Here is a 17,104-nt window from a genome sequence, read left to right as displayed (position 1 = left end):
AGCATGATGATTCTCCAAGCAATGTGTTTGTTGATTCCGGGTCATCTGCCTGCCGGTTCGTGCCGGTCAGTGCGCTGCCCTGTTGAATCCTTTAACGCCCCCAAAAAAACAAACTTGAGGGTGCCAAAGCAAAAAACAGCAATAAAAACGCCCCCTTTTTTGAAGGGGGCGTTTTTATTGCTGGAGTCAGCCCGAGAGTATCGGGCGGGTTCCGGGTTAACGCAGCAGGCTCAACACGTTGTTGGGCAACTGGTTGGCCTGGGCCAACATGGCGGTGCCAGCCTGTTGCAGAATCTGCGAGCGTGTCAGGTTCGCAGTTTCCTTGGCGAAGTCCGCATCCAGAATTCGGCCACGGGCAGAACTCAGGTTGGCGCTGCTGGATTCCAGGGTAGAGGCAACCTGTTCCAGTCGGCTCAAGCCCGCACCCACCGTTGCACGCAGGTTGGTGATGGTGTTGATGTTGGTGTCAATGTTGGTCACCGCGTTACCCGCATTGGCTGCGGTGTCGATCGAACCGAATGCCGCACCAGTGGTGGCGAAGATGGTGGTCAAATCGTTACCGCCCGCTGCACCCGTGTCAGTCAGGTTAATGGTCAGCGAATCGGTGGTAGCGTTGCCAGAGCCGATTTGCAGGGCCACTGACTTGTTGGCCGAGGTGAAGACTGCGTTGCCGTTGAAGGTGGTGCCATCAACAATCCGGTCCACTTCAGAGGCCAGTTCCTGGTATTCACGGTTCAGGTTGGAGCGGTCTGTAGTGTTCAGCGTGCCGTTTTTGGCTTGCACGGCCAGCTCACGCATCCGCTGCATGTTGTCACTGATCTTGCCCAGGGCGCCGTCAGCAACCTGCAGCAGGGAAACACCATCGTTGGCGTTGCGGGCTGCGACGTCGAAGCCGCGAATCTGGGCGGTCATGCGTTCTGCAATGGCCAGGCCAGCAGCGTCGTCTTTGGCTGAATTCACACGCAAGCCAGAGGACAAACGCGAAATCGAAGTTTCAAGAGACCCAGCAGACTTGCTGAGGTTCATTTGTGCGCCGAGGGACGAGGGGTTTGTGTTGATGCCTAACATGGTTCTTGACTCCATCAAATTTGGTTTTCACCAGTACAAGGAACTGATCCTTTGCTCATTCGGTGTCTTGATCACCGATGATTTGATAACGAGGTTTTACGACGAAACTTAAGTAGTTAACCCGAATAAATAATTTCGTAAAAACAATGACTTAAAACAAAAAAGCCACGCATTGTTGCGTGGCTTTTTTGAGCCCGTAGGCCGGTAAAAAAAGGCGGGGTGTTCGCCCCAAAAACAGCGGGTTCGGGGAATCATCGGCCCGCTGTTGCCTGGAATTACAAGTGAATCATTTGAGCAGGCCCAACACGTTCTGGGGCAACTGGTTGGCTTGAGCCAGCACAGCGGTGCCTGCTTGCTGAAGAATCTGGAATCGCGTCAGCGAGGCGGTCTCCTTGGCGAAGTCGGCGTCCATGATCCGTCCACGGGCGGCGCTGAGGTTGACCATGGAAGTCTCGTTGAACGCGGACACTTGTTCCAATCGGCTTTGGCCGGCGCCCACCACAGCGCGAATGCCGGTCAATGCGTCAATGGCGGCGTCCAACCGGGTAATCGCCGTGGTGGCATTGCCCGCTGTGTCCACACTCACCAGGTTGGCTTGAATGGTGCCGTTGCCGTTGACCAGGAGCGTTTGCAAGTCATTGCCTGTGGGCAGCGCGTCTGCAGTCAGGTTGACCAAGAGGGTATCGGTCGTCGCATTGCCAGTCCCCACCTGAAAGGACAAGCTTTTGTTGGTCGGTGTGAATATGGCGTTCCCATTGAATGTGGTGCCGCTCACAATCCGGTCCACTTCATTGCCCAACTCAGTGTATTCGCGGTTCAGGTTCAAGCGGTCCGATGCATTCAGGCTGCCGTTCTTGGCCTGAACTGCCAATTCCCGCATGCGTTGCAAGTTGTCGCTGATCTTGCCCATGGCGCCGTCAGCAACTTGCAGCAGTGAAATGCCGTCGTTCGCATTTCGCGCAGCCACATCAAACCCCTTGATTTGGGCGTTCATGCGCTCTGCGATGGCCAGGCCAGCAGCATCGTCCTTCGCGCTGTTCACGCGCAGTCCCGAGGACAGGCGTGAAATTGCATTTTCGAGCCCCAAGCCGGAACCAGACAGGTTGCGTTGGGCAGTCAATGAAGCGTTATTGGTGTTGATTCCTAACATGATGTTTCTCCAAGCAGTTTCTTTGTGTGTAGGGCTCATGGCGGCCCCGATGACTGCTTAACGTGAGTGCGGAGTGTGATCTTTAGAAAAGCCAGCCAAATGGGGGAGGCTGGTGTTTTAGGGCCACAGCACGGCATCTATTCAATGTGTGACGATTGTTTACACATTTCCACCCGGTTAACTGCCTCAAAACCTTCAGTTCTTCAGCAACTTGCCGATAAACCGTCATGACCTGTACCAGAGGCGAGTGAACCTGCCTGAGCCAAACCATCCGGGTTTCCGGCACTTGGGGGGATCACCCCAAACCGTGATTCAAGCCTGGTGCGCTTCTTGGCACAGTGGGTTCCCCGGGGCCCTGGTCTTGTCATCCAGATTCCTACATGCAACGGCGAGGCAGCCGTACATGCAGATAAGTGTTTGGATGATTCAGGTTTCTTGGCGAAAAGCCGAGACTACGACTGAGGGAACTGTACTTTGAACCGCCGGTTTGAAGTGTTTGAATGGAGGATGAATCTGATGAAAGCCAACCGACTGCTCGATGAAATTCGTGAAACCAACTTGTCCTACCTGTTGCTGGCACAGCAACTGATTCGTGAGGACCGCGCTGAAGCCATTTTCAGGCTGGGTGTGTCTGAGGAAGTTGCTGATTTGATCGAGCAACTGACTACGGCCCAGGTGCTGCGTGTGGCCTCCAGCAACATGCTGATGTGCCGCTTCCGCTTTGATGATGAAGTGGTTTGGAATCTGTTGACCAGTCACTCCAAAGACAAAGCTGTTTCTGGCATGCATGCCGCAATCATCATGTCGGGCAAAGCAACCAGCACCGTGTCCTGAGAGATAACGCCTCTTTGAAATTCTGGTCTAAACCAACCCTATAGGCGTTGTCATGGCGAAAGTAAAATCGATTTTGTCCGAAGCAGCACAAATCCAGTTGGCCACTGAGCTGATCAAGCTGGATGCCCGTTTACAGGTGCTGGAATCGGAAACCCAGTTGTCCCGCGAGCGTTTGCTTAAGCTGTACAAAGAACTGAAACACAAGTCGCCACCCAAAGGCATGCTGCCTTTCTCGACAGACTGGTTCATGACCTGGCAGCCCAATATTCATTCGTCGCTGTTCATCAACATCTACCAGACTTTGATCAAGAGCACCGAGATTGAAGAAATCGAGGCCATCATCAAGGCCTACCGGATGTACATGGAGCAGGTTCGGCAACTGGGCATGCCCGAGGTGTTGTCTCTGACCCGTGCATGGCGACTGGTCAAGTTTTTTGATGCGGGCATGCTGACCACCACGGCCTGTACCAGTTGTGACGGCCACTTTGTGGTTCACACCTATGAACTCGTCAATGACTATGTGTGCGGCCTGTGCCACATGCCTTCTCGTGCTGGAAAAACCAGACAATCGTTGGCAGAACGCTTCGTCAATGAAGAGGCCGACATCGAAATCTAGGCATTTTTGAATTGTTGGGGAAGTGAGGACCCCACCGTTTACCTCCGCTGCAACAAAAGATCCGGTTGCATCCTCCCACCCTCTGTCTCTTCCGGGTCTGCAGCGGGGGTTTCTCACAGGCAGGGCCTGTCACCCAAGGTGGTGCCAGGCCCTGATTCTTTTGGGGTTTGCGGCAGCAACGCAAGCCTGAGATTGTGTCTGCAAATCCTGAAATCCCCGAAAAAATCCGTGTTATTCAACGCAAAAGAATTGACGCGGGCTGCCGACAATACCCATACAGAACAATTTTGAACGCAGAGGGTTTAAGCCATGATTGTGATCGTTGGATACGTGGTCGTGATCGCCTCAGTGCTGGGCGGTTTTGCCATGGCGGGCGGGCACCTGCACGTGCTTTGGCAGCCCGTGGAGGTCATCATCATCTGCGGTGCAGCGGCCGGCGGTTTCGTGGTGAGCAACACTTCGAAGGTGTTGAAGGCGGTGGGCAAGGCGCTGGGGAGCTGCTTTAAAAACACGGCAGTGACGCGTGATTTCTACATGTCGCTGATGGCCTTGATGTATGAAATCCTCACCAAAGTCCGCAAGGAAGGCCTGATGTCGATTGAAGGCGACGTTGAGGAGCCTGAGCAAAGTGCCTTGTTTCAGAAGTATCCCGAAGTGCTTGCCGACCATCACATTGTCGAGTTTCTGACTGATTACCTGCGCTTGATGGTCAGCGGCAACTTGAACCCAATGGAAATTGAAGCGTTGATGGATGGTGAGCTGGAGACGCATCACCAGGAAGCCCACACCCCTGCATCGGCTGTGCAGAAAATGGCGGACGGTTTGCCCGCCTTCGGTATTGTGGCTGCGGTGATGGGGGTGGTTCACGTGATGGGGTCTGTAGGGCAGGTGAGCAACGCCGAACTGGGCAATATGATTGCTGCGGCTCTGGTCGGTACCTTCCTCGGTATTTTGATGTCCTACGGGTTTGTTGGCCCCTTGGCCAGCTTGATCGAGCAAAAGATCAGTGAATCATCCAAACCTTTCGAGTGTGTGAAGACGACACTGCTCGCCAGCTTGAACGGCTATTCACCTGCGCTTGCGGTGGAGTTTGGCCGCAAGGTGCTGTACTCCACAGAGCGCCCATCCTTCATCGAACTTGAAGCCCATGTGAAAGGGACCAAGGGTTAAGCCATGGCCAAGTCGGAAGAAGAACGCCCAATCATTGTAATCAAGAAGATCAAGAAGGGCGGTCATGGTCATCACGGTGGCGCCTGGAAGATTGCCTACGCCGACTTCGTGACAGCCATGATGGCCTTCTTTCTGTTGATGTGGCTGCTGGGGTCGACGTCCGAAGGGGACCTCAAAGGCATTTCCGATTATTTCAATTCACCACTTAAGGTTGCCCTGATGGGGGGTGAAGGATCGGGGGCTGCTACGAGTGTAATAAAGGGGGGAGGAACTGATCTGACACGCTCGGTGGGTCAAATCAAATCCGGCAGTGCAGAGAAATCCCCAACCCTGAATTCCGCCAGTGTGGGCGAAGCCCGTGAAGCACAGCGCTTGATGGAATTAAAAGGGGAAATTGAGGGGTTAATCGACGCATCGATCAACCTGAAACAGTTTGAAAATCAAATCATTCTGGACATCACGCCTGAAGGGCTGAGGATCCAGATTGTGGATGAGAAGAATCGTCCGATGTTTGATACAGGCAGTGCAGTCCTGAAGGATTACATGAAAGACATTTTGCGCAATCTGACCAAGGTGCTCAATGAGGTGCCCAACAAGCTGACCCTGTCAGGCCACACGGACTCGACCCCGTATGCGCTGGGCAACAAGGGCTACAGCAATTGGGAACTGTCCGCTGACCGCGCCAATGCCTCTCGCCGTGAGATGACCGCGGCAGGCATGTCCGATTCCAAAATGATGCGGGTTGTCGGTCTGGCGTCTTCGGTGCCTCTGGTGCAGTCCGACCCCTCGGCGGCCATCAACCGCCGTATCGCCATTGTGGTCATGAACAAGAAGGCCGAGGACAACTTGCGATCCTTGGCCCAAACCGATTTGCCCGGAAAGCAGCCCATGGTTGAGCTGCCACCGGTTCCAAAAATCAATGAACTGTCCAAACCCAGTGCAATCAAGCCGCAATAAGCCCGGCTGAGCAATTTTTCAGGAGCAGCAGCAATGCAGAACGACTACCGCTTGATGAACATGATCGATGAGAAGGCCCGTCTGGCAGGCTCCAACAAAATGGAGCTGCTGCTGTTCTCGCTGGGTTCGACCGAAGTGTTCGGCATCAATGTATTCAAGGTGCGCGAGGTGTGTGAAACCATGCCAATTACCCGCACACCCAATATGCCTCCAGGCGTAGAAGGCATCATTTCCCTGCGGGGCAGCATTCTGCCGGTGATTGACTTGGCCCAATGCCTGCACATGAACAATGAGGCCAAACGGACCAAGTTGATCATCACCGAGTTTTCATCCCACACCCAGGCCTTCCTGGTCAGCGATGTGGACCGCATCGTTCGTGTGGATTGGGAGCAGGTCAAGTCCCCACAAAGTATCGGTCAGTCACAAAGCGCAATGATCACTGCATTGACCGAGTTGCCTGACGGCAAGCTGGTGTCGATTCTCGATGTTGAACAAATTCTGGGTGAAGTGATTGGCGAAGGCGATGTGCCCAATATGGATGCGCTGCGCCCCGATCATCCATTCCCTGTGTTCTTTGCAGACGACTCCACCTTGGCCCGCAAGAAAATCACCGAAGTGCTGGAGAAGCTGCACCTGCCTTACCAGAGCGCCACCAATGGCCGTGAGGCCTGGGAAAAGCTGCGCAACATTGCAGGCCGTGCCGAACAGGAGCACCGCAAGCTGCGCGATGAAGTGTCCTTGATTCTGGTTGATGCCGAGATGCCTGAAATGGACGGCTATGTGTTGACCCGTCACATCAAGGAAGACCCCCGATTCCGCGGCATTCCCGTGGTGATGCATTCCTCCCTGTCTTCTGTAGCCAACAAGAAGTTGGGCCAGCAGGTGGGTGTAGACGCCTACGTGGCCAAGTTCCATCCCGACGAACTGGCCCAGATGGTTACCTCAATGCTGCAACCCGCCTAAGGAGCGAGCATGAACCCCGAAGACCTCAAGATTCTCATCGTCGATGACTTCTCCACCATGAGACGCATCGTGCGAAATCTCCTTAAAGAGATTGGATACAACAACGCTGATGAGGCTGAAGACGGTGCTGTTGCACTCAGCAAGCTCAAGGCAGGCAGTTTCAACTTTGTGGTCAGCGACCTGAACATGCCCAACATGAACGGCTTCGAGTTGCTGCAGAACATTCGCAGTGACCCTGGCCTTAAGCACTTGCCGGTGCTGTTGGTGACCGCGGAAGCGAAGAAGGAAGACATTGTGACCGCTGCCCAGATGGGAGCCAATGGTTACATCGTCAAGCCATTCACCAAGGCCACCCTTGAGGAAAAGCTGACCAAGATTGTCGCCAAGATGTCGGTCTAACAATAACCAGCGGAGAGCGTACGACCATGAATTCTGATCAATTGAAAAGTGGCGATTCAGACGATCTTGAAGCGTTGTTTGATTCCATTGCAGAACAGCGAGTCTGGGACAATGACACACCCGAACCCCAGCCAGCCGCAGTTGCAGCCAGTGTGCCCGCAGCCAGCGCGGCCGATTCAATGCCTGCCGCACAGGCCAATGATTCCGTCGAGTCCAGTGGCGGTTTTGACTTATCGCCGTCTGGTGACGAGCCGAATGATGTGTTTCACCGAGTGGGCACGCTGACCCGTAAACTGCACGACGCGCTTCGTGAGCTGGGCTACGACAAGAAAGTTGAAGACGTGGTCGGCAGTCTGCCTGATGCGCGTGCCCGGCTGAACTACATTGCGAACCTCACAGGCCAAGCCGCTGAAAAGGTGTTGGCCACAGTGGAGAATTCCCAGCGCATGAATGACGATCTGGCTGAACAGGCCCGTTCCATGGATGCGCAGTGGGACCGCTTGTACAACAATGAAATGTCACTGGAAGAGTTCAAGGCCCACGCCCAGCAAAGCCGCGACTTTGTGAAACGCGTGGCCTCACACACCAACGCCATGGGTGGTCAACTGACTGACATCATGATGGCGCAGGACTTCCACGACCTGACTGGTCAAGTGGTGAACAAAATCACCACCATGGCACAAGGCCTGGAAGAACAGTTGGTTCAATTGTTGTTGGACACCACACCGCCTGACCAGCGTAAGCAAATGGAAGAGACCTGGCTGAATGGCCCGGTCATCAATGCCGAAGGGCGTACCGACGTGTGCGCCAATCAGTCCCAAGTGGATGACCTGCTGGAAAGCTTGGGATTCTAAGGCATTCATACAAAGCGCAGCCGGAGAAACGCGATGAGCGCATTCAGTGATGTGGAATTGCTGCAGGATTTCCTGACAGAGGCGGGAGACCTGCTTGACGATGTGGACAGCAAGTTGGTGGAGTTGGAGCAGAGTCCGGAAGACGCCGAGCTGTTGGCCTGTGTCTTTCGGGGCTTTCACACCATCAAGGGTGGGGCAGGTTTTCTTGAAGCCACTCACCTGGTGGAGTTGTGCCACAAAACAGAAAACCTGTTTGACAAGTTACGTTCCCGTGCCTTGATTTTGAACAGCGAGATGATGGACGTCATCATGGCCGCCACGGGTGAAGTGCACCGCATGTTTGGTGAAATGCGCAATGGCCAACAACCCACGACAGCCCCTGAAGAGGTGCTGGATGGTTTGGATGCTGTGTTGGAAGGCCGGGCCGCCTCATTCAGCGCTGAGCCCAAAGCCGCGGGTGCGCCGGTGGCCATTCAACCGCCTGTGCCGACCCACACCGCAGCCACTGTGGCTGCGGCCAGTACCGATGATGAATTGGACTGGGCGGGCATGTATGAAGCGGTGGTGGGTGAGTCACCCCGTGAATTGAAACAGGCGCAAGTCAGCACTGAGCTGGTGACCGAGGCTTTGTCCCGGCAGTCCGCAGCGGCGGTTCGTGCCAAGCCTGCGCCCAAGGCCAAAGCGGCACAGCCTGCGGCGGCGTCGGCCCAGAAGGAAAACACCATCCGGGTGGACACTCAGCGATTTGACCAGATTCTCAACCTCAGCGGTGAAATCGGTTTGACCAAGAACCGGCTGAATTGCCTGTTCGAAACCATTGCGCGTGGCAGCCCTTCCGAGGAAACGGTCAAGGCACTGGATGCGGTGGTGGGCCAACTCGACATGCTGGTGTCTGACTTGCAATCCGCAGTGATGAAAGCCCGTATGCAGCCGGTAGGCCGCGTGTTTCAGAAGTACAGTCGCTTGGCACGCGATGTGTCTCGGCAATTGGGCAAGGATGTTGAGCTGGTGATCGAGGGTGCGGAAACCGAGGTGGACAAATCCATCCTCGAAGAACTCAACGACCCGCTGGTTCACTTGGTTCGAAACGCGGTAGACCATGGCATTGAAACCATTGAAGAGCGTCAGGCCGCAGGCAAGAACCCCAAAGGCACAGTGAACCTGTCTGCACGGCAGACAGGTGACCACATCGTGATCGAGATTCAGGACGATGGCAAGGGCATGCGCCCCGAGATTATTCGGGAGAAGGCTGTCGAGAAAGGTTTGATCAGCCATGAAGAGGCCAGCCAGCTCAGCACGCAAGATTCATTGCAACTGATTTTCCTGCCTGGGTTCTCCACGAAGGATCAAATCTCCGACATCTCCGGCCGTGGTGTGGGCATGGATGTGGTCAAGACCAATATCCAGCGGCTCAATGGCCGCATTGAGATTGAGTCAGACCCTGGCCAGGGCTCCCGAATCACCATCTTGCTGCCGTTGACATTGGCCATTCTGCCGGTGCTGATGCTGAAACTTGAGGAGCAGATTTATTCTCTGCCGCTGTCCTGTGTGCGAGAGATTCTGCCCATCGAGCAAGAGAAAGTGCAGTACGTCAACAGCAAGCCCACCATGGTGGTTCGCGGTGAAGTCATTCCTTTGCTGGACCTGGCTGAACTGATTGGTCGCCCAAGCGGTGGTGGCAACAAAGTTGGTGTACTGGCCGTGAGTGGAAACCGAACCTGCATTCTCGCCGTAGACAGCCTGGTTGGGCAGGACGAGGTGATGATCAAACCGCTGGACGGCGTCAAACCCAAAGGTGTGGCCGGTGCAACGCTGTCAGGCGAAGGTTTGCTGGTCTTGGTGTTGGAACTTCGAGAGCTCATTCAGGGCAAACTCTGATCTATTTCGCACCGTGGATGTGAAAAAGGGCGACCTTCGGGTCGCCCTTTTTCATGGCACTGACCATTTCCTTACACCGCCCTGAAATACCAGTTTTTCCACCCCTTGTTAACCCGATGGTGTTGGGTGGCTTGCCCCCAAAATGGCTTAAGTCCGAAGGGTGAGTTGTCACATCGCCCCGGAATCCTCAAGCTTTGGGAGAACAGGTCGATGAGTTCCTTGTACCGCGCCATCGAGGCGAATTTCTTTTTCACACTCAGCAGAAAGTTGTTGGGTAACCTGCTGACGGTGGTGGCTTTGGGGTGGGCTGCTTTGGCCAGCCTCAGTCTGACCCATGGGGTGCCGTGGGTGACTACGGGCCTATGGGCTGCAGTGCTGGCCGTTGCAGGCCTTGGGGCATTTTTCTACTTGAAACACCTGATTGTGAAACCTGTGCAGCAACTCAGTTCTCGGATGGCTGAGTTGGCCAGTGGCGGTGGCGATCTTTCTGTGGATTTGCCCGCCAGCACTCAGGATGAGCTGCGGGAACTGGCCGAGGGCTACAACGCATTCATGGCTCACCTGCGTGAACTGATTCACGAAGTGCGCCGAATGACAGCTCAAGTGTCGATGGAATCTGTCCGCGTGGCAGGTAGCTTGCGTGATGCCACCAAGACCGCCGATAAACAGGGCCACATCACCACCGAAATTTTCTCGGCAGCCGACCACGCCAATGTGGCCATGGAGCAAGTGGCACAACGGGCAGACCTGTTGCTTCAGGCCACGGATTCTCATCTGGACACTGTCAATTCAACCTATGGTGAACTGCTGAAAGTTGCCGATGAAATGAACCAGGCGTCCGGCAGCCTGGAAACATTTCAGGTGACAGTGAAGGAGTTGGCCGCCAAAGGGCAGGGCATTGAAAGCATTGTGAAGCTGATCAACGACATTTCTGACCAAACCAATCTGTTGGCCTTGAACGCGGCCATTGAGGCTGCCCGCGCAGGTGAACAAGGCCGTGGGTTTGCAGTGGTGGCAGATGAGGTGCGGGGGTTGGCTGAGCGTGTGAAGTCGGCAACTGGGGACATTCGAGGCAATATTGCATCCATGCTCAAGTTGGTTGGCATTACTCAACAAGAGACCGAAACCATCAACCAGCGTATTCGCCAGGGCCAAGGCACCGTGTCTGCATCCTCAGAGCGTTTTGCGGGCATGCTCACCAGCTTTCAGCAAATGAGCGGGCACATCGGCGAGGTGACTCAGCAAGTGCAATCCGTCAAAACGCTGAACAGCGATGTCAGTGAAAAAGCGGCTGAGATTCGCACCACCGCACAAGTGGTCATTGATCAAACCGTTCAAAGCGAACAGTCCAGCGGAGAATTGTCGGCAGCGACTGACCGCATCAAGGAACTGGTGGCTCAGTTCAAGATTGGCAAAGGGGCTTACGAACACATCATTGCCCAGGCCATGCTGGCGAGAAACGCCTGTGCGGCTGTGTTGCAGCAGGCCATGCGCGAAGGGTTGGATATTTTCGACGAACGTTACTCCGCTATTGCGGGCACTAACCCGCAGAAGTATTCCACCGTGTATGACAAGCGGGTTGAACTGCCCTTGCAGCAGATTTATGACCAGTTGGTGTTGGACATTCCAGGTGCCGTGTTTTCGCTGTGTGTGGACCGTAACGGCTTTGCCCCAACCCACAACAGCAAATATTCAAAGCCGATGACCGGTGATTTGCGTAAAGATTTGATCGACAGCCGGGACAAGCGCATGTTCAGCGACCCAGTGGGTCTTCGTGCGGCTCACAACATCAAGCCATGGCTGCTTCAGACCTATCGACGTGACACCGGTGAAGTGCTCAATGACCTGTCTCTGCCGATTGACATTGATGGGCGCCATTGGGGCGGCTTGCGGCTTGGCTTCAGCCCCGATTTGTTGATTCGAGACTGAACGCAAGCCATGAGGTCAGTGTTCGCTGGCCCATGCCGTCAGTGCTGGCTCGCAGGTGTCGAGCGCGTTGAGCAACTCGGAGGCCTGCCGTTGCAGGGCAGTGTCCTCCAGCCCTACGCCAGAACGCGCCAGTTTCTCAGTGCGTTCTGCAGGGCTGCGGACATACTCCAAGCCGATGGCTGCGCTGGCGCCTTTGACCGTGTGGGCCGCATCGCCCAATGCGGTGGCCGACGCTGATTCAATCGCCGACTGTATTTTCTGTCGGTAAGATTGACGTTCGCCCAGAAAAACACCGATCAGCATTTTCAGCAATTCGGTGTCGTCATCCATACGGGCGAGCGCTGCGCTTGGGTCGAAATGAAGTTCCATGTCGTGGTCTGCCCGCCTGTGCGGGGGGTGTTTTATTTAAGTTAAGGTTGATTCATCATAGACGCAAACAAGACTTGGGTGTGATCGGTGGCAGAGGAAAGCGATCAAGAACGGGAATTACCGGCCTCGGAACAGAAGATCCGAAAGGCCAGGGAAGAGGGCAACATTCCCCGCTCGCGGGAATTGGGAGGCGGTGCCGTGCTGCTGGCCAGTGTGGGTCTGTTGTACGCCACAGGCACTGAGCTGCTGGCACAAAGTGAGCAGTTGCTTCGCGAAGGCTTGCGACTGGACCGTACCCAAGCTTTCGACACCAAAGCCATGGGCCTGAAATGGTTGGCGATGATGGAGAACAGCCTGTGGATTTTGCTGCCGCTGTTCCTGGTGGTGTTCGTGGTGGCTATTCTGGCCAACCTCATGGTGGGTGGTTTGAATTGGTCCACCAAACCCTTGGAACCCAAATTCTCAAAACTCAATCCGGTTAGTGGGTTGAAGAACATTTTCTCCAGCAATGGCTTGGCAGAATTGTTCAAAGCAGTGCTGAAAGCCTTGTTGTTGGGTGGTGTCGGGTATCTTTTGATCAGTGCTGACCTGCCCCACATGGTGCAGTTTTCCGCCATGCCCCTTGAAAAAGCCATGGCAGAAACGGCCCGCATCGCCATCAAAGATTCGTTGATCCTGGCGATCGTATTTCTGCTCATCGTGGCCATCGATGTACCGTACCAGTTGTGGAAGTACTACAAAGGCTTGCGCATGAACCTCGAGGAGATGAAGCGCGAAGCCAAGGAAAGCGAAGGCGATCCGCACCTGAAAGCAAAAATCAAACAGATGCAGCGGCAAGCTGCCCGAAAGCGCATGATGGCCTCGGTGCCTGATGCTGATGTGGTCGTCACCAACCCAACCCATTACTCCGTGGCGTTGAAGTACGACAAACAGGGCAACGGCGCCCCCAAACTGGTGGCCAAGGGCCTGGGCCCCCTGGCCTTGAAAATCCGTGAAGTGGCTGCCCAAGCCCAAGTGCCCGTGCTGGAAGCCCCACCGCTGGCCCGTGCCCTGTACACCCATGTTGAGCTGGAAGAGGAGATTCCTGGGGTGTTGTATGCCGCCGTGGCCAAATTGTTGGCCTATGTATACGCCTTGGGTGAAGGCAAAGCCCATTTGTTGGAATTGCCGGACAAAAACGATGTGCCCAAGGGCATGGACCCTGCTGAGAGTGGCGTTTAGAACGAACCATTGATTCGAAGTAGTACTTTGGGCTTATGCGCGTGTGTTCTTGCGATGCAACAGGGGGGCGTAGCGATACGGCTTACGCTCGTGTGTTCTTGCGAACCAAGCGCCGTATAGCCCAATAAGCCCCTAAATCCGCCTCAATTCCCCAATTGGTGAACCCCTCAAGTTTTCCATAATGGTGCCGTTAACACCTACGTAGCCTTGTATTGTGGTCAATCCGGCATTCAACCTGAATCTGCTCAAACAAGGACTGGCTGGCGACAAAGCCAAGACTTTAGGGGCGCCCGTATTCATCATCCTGATTCTGGTGATGATGATCCTGCCACTGCCCCCCGTGGTGCTGGACCTGCTGTTCTCCTTCAACATCGCCATCAGCCTCATGGTGCTGGTGGCCAGCTTGTACACCACTCGCCCGCTGGACTTCGCAGCGTTCCCCACCATCCTGTTGGTCACCACCTTGTTGCGTTTGAGCCTGAACGTGGCCTCCACCCGTGTGGTGTTGATGCATGGCCACGAGGGTGCCGACGCGGCAGGTAAAGTGATTGAGGCCTTTGCCCACTTTCTGATTGGTGGCAACCTCGCTGTGGGCCTGGTGGTGTTTGTGATTCTCATGATCATCAACTTCGTGGTGATCACCAAGGGCGCAGGCCGTATCGCTGAAGTGTCGGCCCGCTTCACCTTGGACGCCATGCCTGGCAAACAAATGGCCATTGACGCTGACTTGAATGCTGGCCTCATCAACGAAGACGAGGCCAAGCGCCGCCGCGGTGAAGTGACTCAGGAAGCCGAGTTTTTTGGCTCCATGGACGGTGCCTCCAAGTTTGTTCGCGGCGATGCTGTGGCCGGTATTCTGATTCTGTTCATCAACATCATCGGTGGATTCGCCGTGGGTGTGATGCAGCACGACTTGAGCTTTTCCGAGGCCGGACGCAATTACGTCATGCTGGCCATCGGTGATGGCTTGGTGGCTCAGATTCCCGCGCTGGTCATTTCGATTGCTGCCGGTATGGTAGTGGCCCGAGTGGGGCAAGGGCAGGACATTGGCAGCCAAATGGCGGGCCAATTGCTCAAATCGCCACAGGCCATCGCGATCACTTCCGCCATTTTGGCCATGCTGGGCATCATTCCGGGCATGCCACATTTCGCCTTCCTGTCGCTGGCGGCTGGGTTTGGCTATCTGGCTTATTCAATCGCTGCCAAACAGGCCGAGAAGGCGCAGGCTCCCAAAGCGGAAGACACCGAGAAGATCAAGGCCGCCACCACAGAAGCCCAGGAGGCCACCTGGGACGACCTTGTGCCCGTGGACACCATTGCCTTGGAAGTGGGTTACCGCCTCATCAGCTTGGTGGACAACAAGCAAGAGGGCGACTTGCTCAAACGCATCAAAGCCATCCGCAAAAAATTTGCACAAGAAGTCGGCTTTTTGCCGCCTGCGGTGCACCTGCGCGACAACTTGGAGCTGCGCCCTTCGGTGTACCGCATTCTGCTCAAAGGCGTGTGCATGGGCGAGGGCGAAGTATTCCCCAACCAGTTTCTGGCGATTAACCCAGGCCGTGTCACCATGCAGTTGCCCGGCTCTCAAACCAAAGACCCTGCGTTTGGCCTGCCCGCCGTGTGGATTGGTGACGACCAGAAAGACAAAGCCAGCGCCGCTGGTTACACCGTGGTGGATGCGTCCACTGTGGTGGCCACACATCTCAGCCATGTGCTGCAGCAGTCGTCTGCCCAGTTGTTGGGCCGCACCGAAACCCAGCAGTTGCTGGACCACTTTGCCAAATCAGCCCCCAAAGTCATCGAAGACCTGACCCCCAAAATGATCGAGGTGTCGGTCATTCAGAAAGTGCTGCAAAACCTGCTGGATGAGCAAGTTCATATCCGCGATCTGCGCACCATTTTCGAGACCTTGCTGGAGCATGGCGGGCGTACCAAGAATCCGCTGGAACTCACAGCGGCTGTGCGGGTTGCCTTGGGCCGCGCCATTGTGCAGGCCCTTGCGGGCCCCAGCGAAGAGCTCAGTGTGTTGGTCATGGAACCTCGCCTTGAACAAATGATTTCGCAAGCCCACAGCAACGTGGCCACCGAGCATGTCGGCATCGACCCCAACCTGGCAGAGAACCTCGCACGCCAGACCGCTGAGGCCGCTGGCCGTCAGGAGCAGTTGGGCCAAAGCCCCGTGCTGTTGGTGCCCGATGTGTTGCGCTTGTCCATGTCCCGTCTTTTGAAGCGGGCAGCCCCGAACTTGAAGGTGCTGTCCCACAGTGAAATTCCTGAGAACCGCTCAATCCGTGTGGCTCAGGTGGTAGGAGCCAAAGCATGAAACTCAAGAAGTTCACAGCCCCAAGTACACGCGAAGCCTTGCAGAAACTGCGGGCCGAGCTGGGCGAAGACGCCATTATCCTGTCCACCAAGCGCACTGCTGCGGGCACTGAAGTGCTGGCCGCTGCCTCGGGCGATCTCGACAACATGACCCAAGCGGACACGCAACCGCAGCGTTCAGAAGCGCCTCCCTCATGGACCCGCGCTGAGCGTCAGCAATACGAACAAAGCCGCGTTCAAAGCAACCAGCAAGCCAGTAAGGTGGCTGAGCAGGTCAAAGCGCAAACAGCTCAGTTGATTGCGCCAAAAGCCGTGGCACCAACAAGGGTTCAGCATGAATTGCCGGTGACGCAGCCAGCACCCAGCGCAGACATGCTTTCTGATGTGGCCCATCGCCGTTCCTTGGCGGCGAGCCAGGCCATGGCCCAGGAACAGGTGGCTGTGCTTGAAGAAATCAAGCAAATGCGCCAACTGTTGAAGGACCAGATGTCGATGCTCACTTGGCGCGACTCCCTGGACCGCAACCCCAACCGCGCCGAACTTTGGAACCTGTTGACTCGCGCTGGATTCACCCCTTTGTTTGCCCGAACTGTTGTTGATCGGTTACCCGAACAATGCAGTGAGGCCCAAGCGCTGGAATGGGTCACCAATGTGCTCAAAAACAACCTGAGTGTCAGCCAAGCCCACAATGACATGGTGGAAACAGGCGGCACCTATGCCTTGGTGGGCCCCACCGGGGTAGGTAAAACCACCACCACAGCCAAGCTGGCCGCCCGGTGTGTAGTCAAGTACGGCGCCGATTCGTTGGGCCTGATTACCACCGACAGCTACCGGGTGGGTGCTCAGGACCAACTGCGCATCTACGGCAAAATTCTTGGCGTGCAGGTGTACACCGCACAAAACCAGGCCGACCTGCATCAATTGCGTTCCACCATGCAGCGCAAGCGTCTCATTCTGATTGACACAGTGGGTATGGGGCAGCGCGATTCCCGGGTTGTTGAACACAACCAGATGCTGGCTGAAAGTGATGTGCGCCGCGTCTTGCTGCTCAATGCAACCAGCCAAACCGAGACGCTGGATGATGTGGTTCGCCATTACAAAGCCACAGGTCTGCACGGCGCCATTGTGACCAAGCTGGATGAGGCGATTGTGCTGGGCGGTGTGCTCGATGTGGTGATGCGCCACAAACTTCAATTGCAGTACATCGCCACTGGGCAGCGTGTGCCGGAAGACCTTTTCCTGGCGGACCCCCGAGTGTTGGTCCACCGGGCTTTGAAGCCCCGAAGCGGAAAAGCCTTCGATTCTTCAGAAGAGGAATTGAAGTGGAAAATGGCCCAAGTCTCGACAAACGGAATTTAAGCGCGTCAATAGAAT

Annotated in this window: 15 protein-coding genes; 12 read left to right on the top strand and 3 right to left on the bottom strand. The window is 55.5% G+C overall.

All coding sequences use genetic code 11. The features are described from left to right. Window positions 1–216 precede the first annotated feature (216 nt). Complete coding sequence (locus tag ACK4FF_RS07165; protein WP_409706548.1) at window positions 217–1,068, bottom strand: flagellin; 852 nt, start codon at window positions 1,066–1,068, stop codon at window positions 217–219. 286 nt (window positions 1,069–1,354) lie between these two features. Then, on the bottom strand, window positions 1,355–2,218 hold the full coding sequence (locus ACK4FF_RS07160) for a flagellin (RefSeq protein ID WP_409706545.1): 864 nt from the start codon (window positions 2,216–2,218) through the stop codon (window positions 1,355–1,357). Between the two features lie 516 nt (window positions 2,219–2,734). Here ACK4FF_RS07160 and flhD point away from each other — a divergent pair. The 9 genes from flhD (at window position 2,735) to ACK4FF_RS07115 (ending at window position 11,818) form a co-directional block, all read left to right on the top strand. After that, the gene (flhD, locus tag ACK4FF_RS07155) at window positions 2,735–3,052 is read left to right on the top strand and encodes a flagellar transcriptional regulator FlhD (protein WP_409706542.1); all 318 of its coding nucleotides are present in this window, start codon (window positions 2,735–2,737) and stop codon (window positions 3,050–3,052) included. A 52-nt stretch (window positions 3,053–3,104) separates the two neighbouring features. Continuing rightward, window positions 3,105–3,668 carry a flagellar transcriptional regulator FlhC gene (flhC, locus tag ACK4FF_RS07150; protein ID WP_409706539.1) on the top strand — a complete coding sequence of 188 codons (564 nt, stop codon included), beginning with the start codon at window positions 3,105–3,107 and terminating at the stop codon, window positions 3,666–3,668. A 309-nt stretch (window positions 3,669–3,977) separates the two neighbouring features. Then, on the top strand, window positions 3,978–4,838 hold the full coding sequence (gene motA / locus ACK4FF_RS07145) for a flagellar motor stator protein MotA (protein ID WP_409706536.1): 861 nt from the start codon (window positions 3,978–3,980) through the stop codon (window positions 4,836–4,838). A gap of 3 nt (window positions 4,839–4,841) precedes the next feature. Continuing rightward, entirely contained in the window at window positions 4,842–5,795 is a 954-nt protein-coding gene (gene motB / locus ACK4FF_RS07140) for a flagellar motor protein MotB (protein ID WP_409706533.1), read from the top strand. 33 nt (window positions 5,796–5,828) lie between these two features. Further along, window positions 5,829–6,758, top strand: coding sequence for a chemotaxis protein (locus ACK4FF_RS07135; protein ID WP_409706530.1), 930 nt, complete (start codon window positions 5,829–5,831; stop codon window positions 6,756–6,758). 9 nt (window positions 6,759–6,767) lie between these two features. After that, a complete protein-coding gene (gene cheY, locus ACK4FF_RS07130) occupies window positions 6,768–7,157 on the top strand; it encodes a chemotaxis response regulator CheY (RefSeq protein ID WP_409706527.1) in 390 nt (129 codons plus the stop codon). 26 nt (window positions 7,158–7,183) lie between these two features. Further along, window positions 7,184–8,011: a protein phosphatase CheZ gene (locus ACK4FF_RS07125; RefSeq protein WP_409706524.1), complete on the top strand. Its 828-nt coding sequence runs from the start codon at window positions 7,184–7,186 to the stop codon at window positions 8,009–8,011. 33 nt (window positions 8,012–8,044) lie between these two features. Further along, complete coding sequence (locus ACK4FF_RS07120) at window positions 8,045–9,889, top strand: chemotaxis protein CheA (protein ID WP_409706521.1); 1,845 nt, start codon at window positions 8,045–8,047, stop codon at window positions 9,887–9,889. 210 nt (window positions 9,890–10,099) lie between these two features. Next, the gene (locus ACK4FF_RS07115; RefSeq protein ID WP_409706518.1) at window positions 10,100–11,818 is read left to right on the top strand and encodes a methyl-accepting chemotaxis protein; all 1,719 of its coding nucleotides are present in this window, start codon (window positions 10,100–10,102) and stop codon (window positions 11,816–11,818) included. Window positions 11,819–11,833: 15 nt separating this feature from the next. Here the strand turns inward: ACK4FF_RS07115 and ACK4FF_RS07110 are convergent, their stop codons facing one another. After that, a complete protein-coding gene (locus ACK4FF_RS07110) occupies window positions 11,834–12,187 on the bottom strand; it encodes an Hpt domain-containing protein (protein ID WP_409706515.1) in 354 nt (117 codons plus the stop codon). A gap of 87 nt (window positions 12,188–12,274) precedes the next feature. On the opposite strand from ACK4FF_RS07110, the gene flhB reads away from it, so the two are divergent. The 3 genes from flhB (at window position 12,275) to flhF (ending at window position 17,089) form a co-directional block, all read left to right on the top strand. Continuing rightward, a complete protein-coding gene (gene flhB / locus ACK4FF_RS07105; RefSeq protein ID WP_409706512.1) occupies window positions 12,275–13,408 on the top strand; it encodes a flagellar biosynthesis protein FlhB in 1,134 nt (377 codons plus the stop codon). Between the two features lie 214 nt (window positions 13,409–13,622). After that, window positions 13,623–15,731, top strand: a complete 2,109-nt coding sequence (gene flhA, locus ACK4FF_RS07100) for a flagellar biosynthesis protein FlhA (RefSeq protein ID WP_409706509.1) — start codon at window positions 13,623–13,625, stop codon at window positions 15,729–15,731. After that, entirely contained in the window at window positions 15,728–17,089 is a 1,362-nt protein-coding gene (gene flhF / locus ACK4FF_RS07095) for a flagellar biosynthesis protein FlhF (protein ID WP_409706506.1), read from the top strand. Before flhA ends, flhF begins: the two co-directional genes overlap by 4 nt. Window positions 17,090–17,104 lie beyond the last annotated feature (15 nt).

Source organism: Limnobacter sp. (assembly GCF_046297615.1).
Classification (GTDB): Bacteria; Pseudomonadota; Gammaproteobacteria; order Burkholderiales; family Burkholderiaceae_B; genus Limnobacter.
The sequence above is the reverse complement of the archived record's forward strand: the minus strand, read 5'-3'. Positions and strand labels throughout refer to the sequence as shown.

Bases quoted from the DNA above. Each gene is read 5' to 3' on its own strand.
- ACK4FF_RS07110 (WP_409706515.1), bottom strand. From the start codon at position 12,187: ATGGAACTTCATTTCGACCCAAGCGCAGCGCTCGCCCGTATGGATGAC.
- ACK4FF_RS07135 (WP_409706530.1), top strand. From the start codon at position 5,829: ATGCAGAACGACTACCGCTTGATGAACATGATCGATGAGAAGGCCCGT.
- motB (WP_409706533.1), top strand. From the start codon at position 4,842: ATGGCCAAGTCGGAAGAAGAACGCCCAATCATTGTAATCAAGAAGATC.
- ACK4FF_RS07125 (WP_409706524.1), top strand. From the start codon at position 7,184: ATGAATTCTGATCAATTGAAAAGTGGCGATTCAGACGATCTTGAAGCG.
- flhD (WP_409706542.1), top strand. From the start codon at position 2,735: ATGAAAGCCAACCGACTGCTCGATGAAATTCGTGAAACCAACTTGTCC.
- ACK4FF_RS07165 (WP_409706548.1), bottom strand. From the start codon at position 1,068: ATGTTAGGCATCAACACAAACCCCTCGTCCCTCGGCGCACAAATGAAC.
- ACK4FF_RS07115 (WP_409706518.1), top strand. From the start codon at position 10,100: ATGAGTTCCTTGTACCGCGCCATCGAGGCGAATTTCTTTTTCACACTC.
- flhF (WP_409706506.1), top strand. From the start codon at position 15,728: ATGAAACTCAAGAAGTTCACAGCCCCAAGTACACGCGAAGCCTTGCAG.
- ACK4FF_RS07160 (WP_409706545.1), bottom strand. From the start codon at position 2,218: ATGTTAGGAATCAACACCAATAACGCTTCATTGACTGCCCAACGCAAC.
- motA (WP_409706536.1), top strand. From the start codon at position 3,978: ATGATTGTGATCGTTGGATACGTGGTCGTGATCGCCTCAGTGCTGGGC.
- cheY (WP_409706527.1), top strand. From the start codon at position 6,768: ATGAACCCCGAAGACCTCAAGATTCTCATCGTCGATGACTTCTCCACC.
- ACK4FF_RS07120 (WP_409706521.1), top strand. From the start codon at position 8,045: ATGAGCGCATTCAGTGATGTGGAATTGCTGCAGGATTTCCTGACAGAG.
- flhC (WP_409706539.1), top strand. From the start codon at position 3,105: ATGGCGAAAGTAAAATCGATTTTGTCCGAAGCAGCACAAATCCAGTTG.